Here is a 15,089-nt window from a genome sequence, read left to right as displayed (position 1 = left end):
GCATATAGCCACATTAGAAGTTACCTAGATGGCGGTTAATTTGAGCTCATTTTTTTGTCTGAAGACGGTAACCGCTTGGAGTTAGGCCACAACACCGGCGGAAATTTTGTGAGAAGTAGCTTTGAGAGGAAAAACCAGTAGATTCCGCAACTTGAGCAATGGAAAGATCTGTGGTTTCTAGCAGCTCCTTGCTCGCACGAATCCTGACTTCATTTAGATAATTTATAGGTGACATGCCGTAATATTTAGCGAAAGTATGTGCCAGATAATATTTGCTGATATGCGCCTTTTCTGCAAGAGAGTGGAGCGAGATTTCCTCAGCGTAGTTCGAGTCGATATGTCGCTTGATCCGGCTGCATATCTTGTCAGCCCTTTGCGTGGTTACAACAGAGAAGGGATGACCAGATCTTCGCATTAAACTAATGATTACAATCTCGAGTAAGTTTTGACAGACGTCCTCATAGTTCTCATTCTTGTTTTCGGTTTCCGAAAGCATAGCGTTGAAATACAACAAGAGTTCATTCCTCTGTTTTGAATAATTGATAATTTCATGATTACGGTTTCCACTTTGCTTTCCAAAATCAAAACTCATCCCCCCAACCCCAAGCACTACATATTCCAAAGGGTCACTACCAATGGATACTTCGGTATGCTCTACGTTCGGGTTCACGATGACGAGATCGTCCTGCTGCACCGAAAAAATCTCATCCTCTACGATGAAATTCCCTCGTCCACTTCGGACATAAAACAGCTCCGCGAAGTTATGTGAATGACGAATGCTGAACCAATCTTCTTCATAAATGGAAGAGCTAACATAGATTAACTTTGCGGGAATCTCTCCACGTCCCTTTCCGGGAAGCCAATAGCGTACATTTCCCATCTGCAGTCCGTCCTTTCCTCAATCTCATTTAGTGAACTACAGTTAAACCAATTTCAACGTTTTATGTTGTGAAGAAATTGTTAATTTATAAATTTATTATATTAGCAAGATATATAAAATCAACGACAACATGTATGTAGATATAAAGAGGCCGTTAAGATAAATTAAAAGGGCGAGAAAGAATGTAAGCGGTTACGTATGATCACTAAATATAGGGGGAATGGATTTATGAAAAAGATTCTTAGCCTTGCAATCACGGCAGCTTTGACTCTTAGTTTGGCAGCATGCGGCAGCTCTTCTGAAAATGGCTCTAATTCAACGAAGGATTCATCCAATACGAACTCGGCAACGTCTACAGAACAACGTACTCTTAAGCTAGCTGCTTTGGAAACCGCTTACGGTGCTGATGTATGGAAAGAAATCACGGCTGCTTTCGAAAGCGCCAACCCTGGCGTGAAAGTCGAAACGACGATTGACAAAAATATTGAAGATGTCATCGGACCCGGCATGAAATCTGGTGAGTTTCCTGATGTTATCCATTTGGCAACGGGCCAGCCGAAGGGCTTGACTGAAACCTTTGTCAAAGATAATAACCTAACTGACCTTTCAGATGTGCTGTCCATGACCATACCCGGCGAAAGTGTAACCGTCAAGGATAAGCTGATTCCAGGCTTCACTGATACAACGATCACGAATCCGTATAACGATGGAAAGACCTATCTCATGCCTATGTTCTACAGCCCTACCGGTTTGTTTTATAACGAGGGTTTGTTTGAACAAAAAGGTTGGAAAGTTCCTACAACTTGGGAAGAAATGTGGGCTCTAGGTGATCAAGCTAAAGCCGAGGGTATTTCACTATTTGCTTATCCGACGTCAGGTTACTTTGACTCTTTCTTCTATGCCTTGCTCAACGAGGTGGGCAGCGCGGATTTCTTCACTAAAGTGACGCATTACAATGAAGGCATTTGGCAAACCCCAGAAGCTCAACAAACGGTTGAACTGATCGGTAAACTGGCTACTTACACCGAAAAAACGGTTCCCGCAAATGCCAACAAAGATAACTTTACCAAAAACCAACAACTGATTCTGGACAATAAAGCACTCTTCATGCCTAACGGTACTTGGGTCGTTGGCGAAATGAGCAAAGCTCCGCGAGCAGAAGGCTTCAAATGGGGCTTCACAGCTCTTCCGGCAATAAAAGACGGTGGCGACCGTTATTCGTATACCTTCTTCGAACAAATTTGGATTCCTGCCAAAGCGGAAAACGCGGATCTGGCAAAACAATTTATTGCTTATCTTTATTCCGATGAGGCAGCAGCTATTTTTGCAAAGGTTGGCGCGATTCAACCGATCAAAGGTATGTCCGACAAATTGGATGGAGACAACAAGCTTTTCTACAGCATCTATGACAATGGGGCAAAGGCTTCTATGGGTGCATTTGCAACAACAGACCCTGTCGAAGGGGTGAATATATCGGATGCAGTGTTTGCTTCCATTGACTCCCTTGTCACAGGTGCTAAAACACAGCAACAGTGGGTTGAGGGAATCATTAAAGCAAGCGACGCCTTGCGGGGAGCATTGAAATAATAAAGAGGCCGAGGGCCTTGAGAATGTATTAGGATCATGGTGGGCGACGTGCGCTGACCACCATGATCTGACCTATGGGAGGAGAGAGAAAGCCATGGATATGAAAAAAGGAAGAGGACGTTTTATCTTCTTCTGTCTAGCACCCGCCGTCCTCCTTTTTGCAATTTTCTTAATTATTCCTACGATCGATGTCTTTCGGATGTCATTGTACAAGTGGGGCGGCTATACCGATGACAAAACCTTCGTAGGTTTGCAGAATTTCAATAAGCTGTTTCATAGCGACAAGTTTTATCAGACCTTTCAAAACAGTGTATTGCTCATTGTTCTTGTTACAATCGTGACCTTTGCTCTGGCACTTCTGTTTGCATCGATGCTCACACGTGAAAAACTCAAGGGACAAAATGTTTTACGCGTAATCTTCTATATTCCTAACATTCTGTCTGTAGTTGTCATCAGTGCGATCTTCTCAGCGATTTACGATCCGAACAGTGGGCTTTTGAATTCATTGTTAAAGCTATTTCGAGGGTTACAAGCAGAGCCCGTCCTATGGCTAGGAGATCAGAAAGTGGTTATTTTCAGTCTTGCAGGCGCTATGATCTGGCAGGCTATAGGCTATTACATGGTAATGTACATGGCTAGTATGGCCAACATTCCAGAGAGCTTATATGAATCGGCAGGACTTGAGGGGGCAGGGCGAATGGCTCAGTTTTTCCAGATCACCATTCCTTTAATCTGGACGAACATACGGACGACGCTCACCTTTTTCATCATCAGTACGATTAACATGAGTTTCTTGTTCGTGATGACGATGACAAGCGGCGGTCCCGACGGTGCCACCGAAGTGTTCCTCAGTTATATGTATAAAGAAGCTTATACTAATTCCTCTTATGGCTATGGGATGGCCATCGGTGTAATTGTGTTCCTGTTCTCGTTTGCGCTTGCTGGGATACTAAACGCAGTTACCAGACGAGAGCATTTGGAATTTTAGGAGGGAATAAGATGAATACAAACAACCGCTCACGGAGAGGTGTTAGCGACAAATTATATAAAGGCTTCATTTACGTTATACTGATCGCTTTAGCCATTCTCATCCTCATCCCTGTTCTATGGGCATTCATGGCCTCCATCAAACAAGACAGTGAGTTTTACGGCAGTCCCTGGGCACTACCCGTCGGGATGCATCTACAGAACTTTGCTGATGCATGGCTGAAGGCAAAAATGGGTTCTTTTATGCTCAATTCCGTATTGGTGACGGTAATCGCACTGGTGCTTCTACTTATTGTGGCATTGCCTGCGTCCTATGTACTTTCTCGTTTTAAATTTAGAGGGAACGGATTCTGGAATATGATGTTTATGGCGGGTTTGTTTATTAATGTCAACTATATCATTGTTCCTATCTTTCTGATGCTTAACAACGGCGACAAGATGCTCCGCGGCATGCTGGGGCACCCAGTTTTGCTGAACAACCTGTTTGTTCTTGCGGTGGTTTATGCTGCGATGGCACTGCCATTCACGATCTATCTCATGTCGGGATATTTTAAATCGCTGCCCAAAGAATTTGAGGAAGCAGCCTCGGTGGACGGTGCTGGCTATTTCCGTACTATGGTGCAAGTGATTATGCCTATGGCCAAACCCAGCATCGTAACGGTTATTCTGTTCAATTTCCTGTCCTACTGGAACGAATATATTATCTCTATGACGCTCCTGACCAAACCGACCCTTAAGACACTACCTGTCGGCTTAATGAATCTGATGGCAGCGCAAAAATCCGCAGTTCAATATGGTCAGATGTATGCAGGTCTGGTGCTGGTCATGCTTCCAACCTTGATTATATATATTCTGGTACAAAAAAAGCTAACCCAAGGCATGACGATGGGCGGGCTGAAAGGATAAGGTGCGATGATGGAAGACTTTACAAAGAATTATTTGCGTAATTTGTTGATGCTGATTGTTTTTATCGTCGGTATCGGATTGGTCATTGTTGGCCAAAAGAACATTGGAGCTCCCGGACTGGGTCTGATGTTGCTTGGTCTCGCTATGCTGATCGGTCTGCTATGGCTATATAACCGAAAATATAAATAGAGGAGTTTTCAACCATGAGTACAAAAAGAGGACGTGTAACGATCCCTACTGATTTGGACGTTATTCCGCAAACCCTGGAGATCATGAAACGCTGGGGAGCAGACGCTGTGCGCGATTGTGATGGAACTGACTTTCCCGCCGAGCTGCGGGATATCGATGCCAAGGTCTATTCCACTTATTATACAACCCGTAAGGATAACGTATGGGCTAATGCCAACCCTGAAGAGATTCAACAAATGTATTTGATGACTCCCATTCATACGGCTGAAGGCGATAGCATTTCCATTTCCCTTATGAAGGGGATTTATCCCGACATGCTCAAAGTGAATTGTCGCGACGATATTCAGCGCTGGTGGGAAGTCATCGATCGTACAACCGGAGAGGTCGTTCCGACCGAACAATGGAGCTATGACGACAAAATCGGCGATGTCACCATCACAACCCAGCCGTTCCATGACTATACCGTTAGTTTTTTGGCTTATATTATGTGGGATCCGGTTCATATGTACAATGCGGTCACCAATGAATGGAAAGATGTCGAGCATCAAATTACCTTTGATGTTCGTCAACCGAAGACTCGTAAGTATACGATGGAGCGAATTCGCAAGTTTATCGAAGATCATCCTTATGTCAATGTGATTCGCTATACAACCTTCTTCCACCAATTCACCTTGGTTTTTGATGAGCTCGCTCGTGAAAAATATGTGGACTGGTACGGCTATTCAGCCTCAGTTAGCCCATATATCCTCGAACAGTTTGAGAAAGAGATCGGGTACAGGTTCAGACCTGAATTTATTATCGACCAAGGTTACTACAACAACACCTATCGAATACCTACAAAGGAGTTCCGTGATTTTCAAGCATTCCAGCGTCGTGAAGTGGCGAGCCTTGCCAAAGAAATGGTCGATATTACCCACGAATGCGGTAAGGAGGCCATGATGTTCCTGGGTGATCATTGGATTGGCACAGAACCATTCATGGAGGAATTTGTATCAATCGGTCTGGATGCAGTAGTTGGCAGTGTAGGTAACGGTTCAACACTAAGACTGATCAGCGACATCCCAGGCGTGCAATATACGGAAGGCCGTTTCTTACCTTACTTTTTTCCGGATACCTTTCATACAGGCGGGGACCCCGTAAAGGAAGCCAAAGTAAATTGGGTCACCGCGCGACGTGCGATTCTCCGCAAACCGATCGATCGGATCGGCTACGGCGGATATCTTAAGCTAGCCCTTGATTTCCCCGAGTTTATTGAATATGTAGAAAGCGTTACGGATGAGTTCCGTACGCTCTATGACAATGTACAGGGAAGCTTGCCGTATTGCGTCAAGTCGGTAGCCGTGCTCAACTGTTGGGGCAAAATGCGGGCCTGGGGGAACCATATGGTCCATCATGCACTTTATTACAAGCAAAATTACAGTTATGCCGGTATTATTGAAGCTCTCTCTGGTGCACCTTTCGAAGTGAAATTCATCAGCTTCGACGATATCAAAGAAAATCCTTCCGTCTTAGATGATATTGACGTCATATTAAACGTTGGCGATGCAGATACAGCCTATACGGGTGGAGAATGGTGGCTGGATACGGATATCGTTACCGCCGTAAAAAGGTTTGTTTATGAAGGCGGTGGATTTATCGGTGTTGGCGAACCCACAGCGCATCAAGCGCACGGACGCTTTTTCCAACTGGCCAATATCCTCGGTGTAGAGGAAGAACGTGGCTTTACGCTGGGTTATGAAAAATATAACTGGGATGAGCATGAACATTTCATTACGGCAGATTGTAAAAACAATCCGGATGGAAGCAAGAAAATCGACTTTGGCGAAGGAAAGAAAAATATTTTTGCCCTAGAAGGAACTACGATTCTCCGTCAAACGGACAAGGAAGTTCAACTTGCGGTGAACAAATTCGGCGACGGGCGAAGTGTATATATAAGCGGTTTACCATACAGCTTCGAGAACAGCCGCTTGCTGTACCGTGCGATCCTTTGGAGCGCCCACAGCGATCAGGAGCTGAACAGCTGGTTCAGTGAGAACTATAATGTTGAGGTTCATGCTTATGTGGAAAAAGGAAAATACTGCGTGGTGAATAATACGTATGAGCCACAGGAAACGGTCGTTTACCGCGGTGATGGCTCCAGCTTCTCACTGAAGTTGGATGCAAATGAGATCAAGTGGTACGAAATATAAAAATCCAGCATTCTATTGTAGGAGGAATGATTTGATGCGGAAAAAAAATAATAAAATGATATTCAAATTATGGATTTGGATGATGGTTTTATTGGTTGCTTCAAGTCAGTTGATGATACTCCCAAGCAATACTGCTTATGCTACTTCCGGAGAATTTGGTGATTTGCCGATTGAGCCACAGGAAAAAACGATCGAGAGCATCCCTTCGATTAATGTTGAAACATACGTTGATGAGCAGCCAGCAATTCCATCGGTAATACAAGCAGTCTACAGTGACAGCACTACCGCAGAAGTCATGGTGAGCTGGGATTCAATTGAATCTTCTGAGTATGCACAGGTAGGGACATTTACCGTAAAGGGATCTGTAGAGGGAACGAGTATTAAAGCTGAAGTTGCAATCACGGTTCTTGAAAAGAGTAAGGAAACAAACGGAAATGTAGATATAGATACATTCTTGGCAGAATTAAAAAATAATGTTCCAAGTAACGAAGAGGTTGTTTCTTATACGAATAACTATCAGTCTATGGAACCGGAAGCCATGACTTTCGTCAAAGGAAATGGAACGACTTCAGTAAACAATGGATTGACAGTATCGATCAGTAATCTGGGAGGTAGTGGAGCTATAGCAACATGGGATAAGGCTCCTTGGCTCTCCGGAGGAATCATAGATACAATGATGCGGTATACCAGCACAAATCAAAGCAATATTGGATTTGTTCTAGGATCTAATGAGAGTAACCAAGGCATAGCTATTCGTTATGATGCCGGCACAACCTGGGTTATTCAGAGTCCGGATGGTACAAGTAAGTGGGAAACATTTGACGGACCAGAACTAAAAATGGACACAGATTATCACATTCAGATCGGCTTTAATGGTACGAAGCTTTTGATCATTGTAGACGACGTGACTTATTACAATAAGAATACTGATTTATTGAGTTCGTTATCTGGATTAGGTCAAATTGGACTGTATAAGCGCTATGCTACAGGAGAGATTGCCATCAAGAGTGTGAGAATTGAAGGTGTAGGCACGAAGGAGAAACCTTCAAACATTGTTAATTATGTTCAAGATTACGAAGACACAAATTATATACCCCATTGGTTGGGACTGAAAGCAACGGTCGTGACGGATATTACGGGCAATAAAGTTCTCTCCCTTAAAAAAGGATCTAGCGAACGAGGTGTGGATCTGGATTCGCCACAAATTCAACAAGGAACTCTTTCGTTAGATTTCAAACTGGTTAATCCGGACAAATTGGTTAGCGGACAAGGATTTGCTTTTGGTTTCAGAATGAATGATTCAGCAAGTATTTTCAATGAACTCGGGGTTGATCCGAGCAGCTGGATCCCAGAATCCAATACGGGTTGGGGAGATAAGCAAGAGATTCCTTATCCGCTGCAAGGGCGTTGGAATAATCTCATGTTTAATTTTAATGGTAAGACTATAACGGTTTTTTTGAATAAAAAGCGGATTGGCGACATTACGTTTGAACAGTATTCTGAAGCAGCTGGGCGTTTCGGACTTCGCATTAGAAGCACTGTAGAGCTTCAAATCGACAATGTACAATATACGAATGAGATCATTGAACCCAAACAAATTGCACAATACAGTAATGATTTTGAGGATGGAATTAAAGGTACTTGGACTGGTGCAGATTCTACTATTATTACAGAAGGCAGTAATCGGGTATTGAGACTTTCCAATATCAAAGACAACGTAATGAACTTGGATGCACCTTCTTTGCAAAGTGCCACATATATGTTGGATGTGAGACCTGCATCGACAGATATCGGTTTTGTTATAGGCGATGGTGATATTGTTAAATATGAGGGTACGAAATGGGTATTGTTGAATAAGGAGGGGACCAGCACTGACTTTGTCGTTTCTGATGATCTGAACTTTAGTCCTTTACCTTATACTTGGAACAAAGTTGGACTCCAATACTCTGATCATTCTGTGGTCTTAAGTATTAATGGCGCTACCTTGAAAGCAAACTTACCGACAGGGCAGCAACTCGGTGAAGGGTCTTTTGGGGTAGTTGCTCAGAATTACATTTATATTGATAATGTTGTTTTTACTGAAGAATTCCTTGATATGAATACGTCTTCATCCCATGTCGGCAAGCTGAGATATGAAGAGTACTATGAAGGTGATTCAATCGTAAATTGGGAAGGCTTCAAGGATACGCCGCAAGTTTCTAGTGGATATTTGCAAGGGATGTTGAATGCTGAAATGGCTGCTATCAATAAGGATGTAACACCAGTAGCCAACGGCATATATCAAGTGAAAATGCAGTCGGATGGAGCTGCGGGGATTACACTTGGAAATATCGTGATTTACGAAGAAAGTCCGGGGAATTGGAAATACAAGCTGGAAGGTAGTAGAGATGCCTTTGCAATTGGCGCTACTACTGCACTTGCTTCTGGCAAAGATTACACGCTACGTGTAGAAATGATCGAGAACGAGCTAGGCCTTTACGTGAATGGAATTAGGGCTGGCAGTGTGAATGTAACTGGATATACACCAGGTTCATTTGGCATCTACAATTCTGCGACCCATGCGATTCAAGCCAACATAGACGCGATCACTGCAGAAGAGGTTCGCGTGTATGCACCAGATTATAATGCGCAGAACTGGGGTCCTCTTGATAACAGTAAACCAGAGGTTCTCGCCAATGGAGACAGCCAAATCCGATTGAACATGCCAGGGGTTTCATTAGCAGTGGATAAGGATAGCCCTAAATTCGCTGATCAGGTACTCACTTTTGATTTTAACACGAATGTTTCCGCTGGAGCAGATGGTGGCCGTTATGGTTTTATCGTGAGAGGTTCGGCAGCTGACAAATATATAGGTGTCGTTCATGATATTAATGGGAAGTGGAAGGTCACAACAAGTAACGGGAATGAGATATCCTTTCCCAATACGTATCAGATGCAGGCCAATACAAATTATCATATTGAGCTTCGTTTGGTGGGAACAACGCTTAGTCTCAATATTACGGGTCCTGATGGCGTAGGTACAGATATGGGTTCGATATCTGAAGAATCGATGGCTGTTGTGCCGGGTTGGTTTGGTCTTCGTTCATGGTATGGAACCAAACAAATGACGGTGAGTAACCTCAAAATGGTCGAACTTGAGTCGCTACCTAAGCTGAAGCTGGCGCAAGAGACAGATATGATTGAGAATGATGGTATGACCGTTACTGTATATAAAGATTTACCAGGCATTGTAGAGTATCAAGTGGATCATCACACGCTACAGGCCGACGTAGAGCAGACGAATAGCGTGAAGATTAATAATAAGGATTATGTACCGCGTACAGTATCGAAGAAAGAGAGTGCTAGCACATATCAGTACACGATGACGTTTGATGAGATCGGCGTTGTGATTGATGGGCATCTCGAGGCAAAGGCGAACAATGTAGTGCGATTTGAAATTGATAAAATTTCCGACGGCCCGGATTTCTTAGTGCGTTCAATTCAAATGAACAACGCTCTGATCCATGTGAATAGTTCAATGAAAGACGCATCATATGCATGGAGTAAGTCAAACGGGGAGTGGCACGGAGTCTCGGAGGAATTGGTTGACGATATGTCACTTATGAAGCAAAGCGGTACGACCGGTGTAACGATGGCTATGGTGAGTGGAGATGGCCTGGCAGCATCGGCAGAGGACAACGTCATGAGCGGTGGCAATAAATTGATAATCACCACAGAGAAAAAACCGCTTGTCAATAAAATAACGGTGAAGCCAGGCAGTTGGACGTATCGACATCTTCAAAGTAGTGAGACTGAAGAGTTGCCATGGTATGAAGTGGTCGTCACTGGGGAACGCAATAACGATGATAAGACAGATTGGCAGGATGCTGCTGTCGCTTACCGAACGGAAATTTACAATGAGCCATTTGGCGCGCAGGATATGAAGAACAATATGATGTATATTGCCTTCAACTTTGCTAGTCAAGCCAATGATCCGTTTTTGAACAGTTTGGATACGGGAAAAGTTCTATATAATTTTACAGACGGTTTTGGACAGATGATTCTGCATAAGGGCTATCAGGCGGAGGGGCATGATGATGATATTCCTTCCTACTCCAATATTGGTGTAAGACAAGGTGGATTGGATGATTTCAATTATTTGATCGATGAGGGGGATAAGTACAACCTTCACGTCGGCGTGCATCTGAATGCAACCGAATATCATCTTGATGCCAACGAATTGGATTACTCCAATTTAACTGGGGCTACAGCTAATGGACCGAAGACAGATAGACTCTCCAAAGGTTGGGATTGGATCGATACGGCTTATTATGTAGATCAAACGAAGGATGTCCTGAGTGGTGAACTGAAATCACGGTTAACCAATCTATATAATCTCACGAAGGACGCCAACAACCCTAAAGACCCTGCGTTGGATTTCTATTATGTAGACGTGTATACCGGTAATGACTACAATGCCTATAAATTGTTGCAATATGCCAATGGTCTTGGAGTCAAAGTAGGAACAGAATTCTCAGGTCCGATTGAACCGGGTGTCGATTTCGTTCACTGGGGTCCGGATTTGGGATATCCCAATAAAGGGAACAAGAGTATCCTTTCTAGAATGGTGAAGAACAATCTCGATATTTTTGTGGGGAATGCTTTATTTAAAGGGCAAAAAATCCCTGGTGTGACCACTTGGGGGGATTCTAAGCCAGACGTACAACAGGGTGTAACGGTATTCTTCAATGAAGTATTGCCGACGAAGTATATGCAGCATTTCGGTGTGCTGAAATATGAAGAAGACCAAGTAACTTTTGATAATGATGTCGTCTCTAAGAGAAATAAATCCACCGGTATGATTGAACTTATCAAGAATGGCAAGCTGATCTCTTCTTGGAAAGATACAGGGACAACTACCGATGAATCAGTGCGCCATACAGGTGAGGCTAACTCGTTAATCCCATGGGTTTGGGATATCAAAGCAAATCAAATCTTGGGTGTTAACGATGGTGCGAAGCTGTACCATTGGAACACAACAGGTAACTCGACCACTTGGCAGTTGACGGATGAATTTAAAGATGTGAAGCAGTTTAATATTTACGAATTGACCCAACAAGGTAAAGTTCTAGTGGATACTCTGGTCGCTCGGAATGAATCTCTTACGATTACTAAGGCAAAGAAAAATACGCCTTATGTATTGTATCCAGCAACTGCTGATGCCCTGACTTTGGTGCCTAATGCAGGGAATTGGGGAGAAGGCAGTTTGATCAAGGATTTTGCCTTCAATTCAGAGAAGTTCAATGTTCCAGGTTCATGGACAGTCGATGATCCAGCAAACATTACAATCAAGACTGTTCAAGGGGATACAGAATACGATATCACTAAAGAAATGAACAAATCGAATTGGAACAGATACGCAGAGGTCGGTAGTAATTCAGGTGTAATCTCACAGGAGATTACCGGATTGCAGCCTGGTCAGGATTACACCGTCGGAGTGTGGACACAGACTGAAGAGGGGAGGAAATCCTCGCTTCAGGTCACGGTTAATGGTCAAACCTATTCCAATCATGTGACAGGTCAGGATGGCATCCATAAATCATCCTTCAAGTACGTGGACACCAAATGGCAAAGAATGAATGTTGAATTCAAGGTTCCAGCAGGCATTAATTCCGCGACAGTTAAGCTTGTAGCTGATCCGGGAGCGGGTACTGTTCAATTTGATGACGTACGAATTTGGAAGCATACAACTGTAGAGAAAGACCCTACGAAAAAGAGCTACGTTGTATATGAGGATTTTGAAAATGTGTATGAAGGCTGGGGTCCTTTTGAGTACGGTGGTGGCGATAGGAAGATTCATATAGCAACCGATCAGAGCAATAAACAGGATAACAATCCCGTTGTATCCGCATCTGAGAACAAGGTTGGTCCTGTAATGACCTGGGTTCTGGATGGTGAGAATTCGTTGAAAGTTAATGAAACAGATGTTGGTAAATTAATAAAAACGAATGAATCCAGCGTGAAAATGGAACCAAACACAGAATATGACTTAGGCTTTATTTACACCTTAGAAAAGTATGCTGGTTATGAGGTTTCTGTACAATCACGTTCTACAGGGGAAATTGTGCTGAAGGAAACACTGGGCACACTACCTAATCCGGGTAATAAAGCGGGTGAAGATGGGGGTTATATCCGCTTCCAGAAAAAATTCACGACAGGTGATCAAAATGATTACCAAGTTATTTTCAAAATGGTATCCAAAGGCGCTGGAGGCCCTACTTCTGATTACGCCTTCATTCTGGATGATTTCTACATTAAAGAAAAATTAGTAGTTAACATCGTATCCATTGAGAATGTACAGGTTGAAACGGAAGCTGGTTCTACACCGATATTGCCTGCGCAAGTGACTGTGGCATTGAGTAATGATACGACTGAGAATGCTGCCGTTGTATGGGAAACGATTGATCCATCCCTTTATGCACAGGCAGGTACTTTTCAGGTGAAAGGCGAGGTCAATGGGACGGACATTAAAGCGATTGCGACAGTCAAAGTAAAGGCGAAGGACAGCAGCAATCCGGGTACAAATCCAGGAACAGGATCAAACCCAGACACAGGATCAAATCCAGGCACTGGTACGAAACCCGATACCCAGCCTAATCCTGGTACAGGAACGAATAATGGGTCTGATCAGGATAACCAAACTGGAGCTAAGCCGGATACGGGCAACACCAAACCCAAAGCATTTCTCGATACGGTTGGTCACTGGGCAAACAAGGAAATTGAAGCTCTTGTGAGCAAAGGTATTATCAAGGGCATGAATGATCAGAAATTTGCTCCAGATATGACGATAAACCGTTCTGAAATCGCAGCGATGTTAACTCGAGCATTTGGTCTTAAGGCTGATGGGTCATCATCATTTAAAGACGTAACAGAAGATAAGTGGTATAAGGATGATGTTCGTGCTGCGACGGATGCAGGTTTGTTTAAAGGCTATGCGGGTAATTTATTTAAACCTATGAAACCCTTAAGCCGTGAAGAAATGGCCGTTATTATAGTAAGAATGCTTGAGATGAAGGGCAGATTGCCAGAAGTCTCCAATACAACGCAAATGGTACTGTCTAAGTACAAAGATGCGGATAAGGCAGGAATCTGGTCCAAGGAAGCATTAGCGATTTGCATTGAGCTTGATCTCATTCAAGGAACACCAGATCACAAACTTAATCCGAAACGTAATCTGACCCGGGCTGAGGCAGCTGTTTTATTTAGCAGATTATTAACGTATTGCGAAAAGGGCATCATCTGATTTACCTAGTTATATTCAAAAAGGCAGACCGACTTCCGGTTTGCCTTTTTGCTATGCAAACGTATAATGAGAGCTTGAAGGGAGAGGAACGCCATGACCATCGAAGCCAGCTTCCGCCGGGCCAATCAGATATGCAATCGTTATATTACAAAAGTGGAGCAAACAGGGCTTTCATTGTCCATCTTGTATTGGGGATTCATGCCCGATCATTTCGACAATGCCTTCCACCGGCATTCCTTTTTTGAGGCTTGTTATGTGGTAGACGGTGAAGGAAGCTACATAGAACAAAACCAGCATTATGCTTTAAATAAAGGAACAGCATTTCTATCTCTTCCAGGCGTATGGCATCAAATTCGCAGCCAGACCGGACTGACACTTTCTTATGTGGCTTTCGAACTGGATGAAGCCCACACAGATGTTTATTATACTGAATCCTTCCGTCGTCTTGCCGAGCTTGGGCAAAGCGTAGCGCAGCAAGCGGACCTTACGCCAACTGGCCATTTATGGCAAGCGCTCATTACTTCTTTCGACCAGCCTGGGGCAACTCTTCCTCTTGCTGTAAAGCAAATTTCCGCTTCTCTGCTGTTATCCATAGCAGATTTGCACGTTCCGACTCGATCAGATTCGGCCGACATGGGAGAGCAGCCCGTGGAACCAAATACGTTGTTCCGACAGGCCAAACGGTACATTGATGATAATCTGATCAATGAGCTTACGCTTATGACGGTGTCAAGGCACCTCCACATTTCGTCCCGCCACCTGACCCGGTTGTTTCAGGAAAATCTGGGGCAGTCCTTTGTCCACTACATTCAGGAACGACGTGTGCAGCAAGCCGCTGGGCTCCTGTTAAATGAACAGACACCAATTAAAGATATCGCCATCCAGTGCGGGTTCCAATCCGTGCATTATTTTACCCGGATATTTACCCGCGAGCTTGGTGTTTCCCCGGCCAAATTCCGACGCAATCAGTTTGCCGAAGGCCGCTCTGGCAAAATGCATTACCCACCCCGAATGTCCTGATCGTACAAAAATACAGCTTGATCGTTTAAAGACAGCACCTCCAACTCCC

The 15,089-nt window shown here is 43.8% G+C and carries 8 protein-coding genes; 7 read left to right on the top strand and 1 reads right to left on the bottom strand.

Annotated elements, in window-relative coordinates:
- Positions 1–46 precede the first annotated feature (46 nt).
- Positions 47–880 (bottom strand): AraC family transcriptional regulator, encoded by an 834-nt coding sequence (locus tag AC3ITG_RS18680; RefSeq protein WP_489250982.1) that lies wholly within the window; start codon positions 878–880, stop codon positions 47–49.
- A 228-nt stretch (positions 881–1,108) separates the two neighbouring features.
- Here AC3ITG_RS18680 and AC3ITG_RS18675 point away from each other — a divergent pair, with 228 nt between their 5' ends.
- The 7 genes from AC3ITG_RS18675 (at position 1,109) to AC3ITG_RS18645 (ending at position 15,040) form a co-directional block, all read left to right on the top strand.
- A complete protein-coding gene (locus AC3ITG_RS18675) occupies positions 1,109–2,467 on the top strand; it encodes a carbohydrate ABC transporter substrate-binding protein (RefSeq protein ID WP_489250981.1) in 1,359 nt (452 codons plus the stop codon).
- A 94-nt stretch (positions 2,468–2,561) separates the two neighbouring features.
- Positions 2,562–3,455: a carbohydrate ABC transporter permease gene (locus AC3ITG_RS18670; protein ID WP_489250980.1), complete on the top strand. Its 894-nt coding sequence runs from the start codon at positions 2,562–2,564 to the stop codon at positions 3,453–3,455.
- 11 nt (positions 3,456–3,466) lie between these two features.
- A complete protein-coding gene (locus AC3ITG_RS18665) occupies positions 3,467–4,360 on the top strand; it encodes a carbohydrate ABC transporter permease (protein ID WP_489250979.1) in 894 nt (297 codons plus the stop codon).
- A gap of 6 nt (positions 4,361–4,366) precedes the next feature.
- Positions 4,367–4,549, top strand: coding sequence for a DUF6903 family protein (locus tag AC3ITG_RS18660; RefSeq protein WP_197521385.1), 183 nt, complete (start codon positions 4,367–4,369; stop codon positions 4,547–4,549).
- Positions 4,550–4,563: 14 nt separating this feature from the next.
- Positions 4,564–6,738: a 1,3-beta-galactosyl-N-acetylhexosamine phosphorylase gene (gene gnpA / locus AC3ITG_RS18655; protein WP_489250978.1), complete on the top strand. Its 2,175-nt coding sequence runs from the start codon at positions 4,564–4,566 to the stop codon at positions 6,736–6,738.
- A gap of 34 nt (positions 6,739–6,772) precedes the next feature.
- On the top strand, positions 6,773–14,020 hold the full coding sequence (locus AC3ITG_RS18650; protein ID WP_489250977.1) for an endo-alpha-N-acetylgalactosaminidase family protein: 7,248 nt from the start codon (positions 6,773–6,775) through the stop codon (positions 14,018–14,020).
- Positions 14,021–14,113: 93 nt separating this feature from the next.
- Positions 14,114–15,040, top strand: coding sequence for an AraC family transcriptional regulator (locus tag AC3ITG_RS18645; protein WP_413371976.1), 927 nt, complete (start codon positions 14,114–14,116; stop codon positions 15,038–15,040).
- Positions 15,041–15,089: the final 49 nt, after the last annotated feature.

This window comes from Paenibacillus sp. GL_099_B, from assembly GCF_057835695.1.
This window is presented reverse-complemented; position numbering and strand designations above follow the sequence as displayed.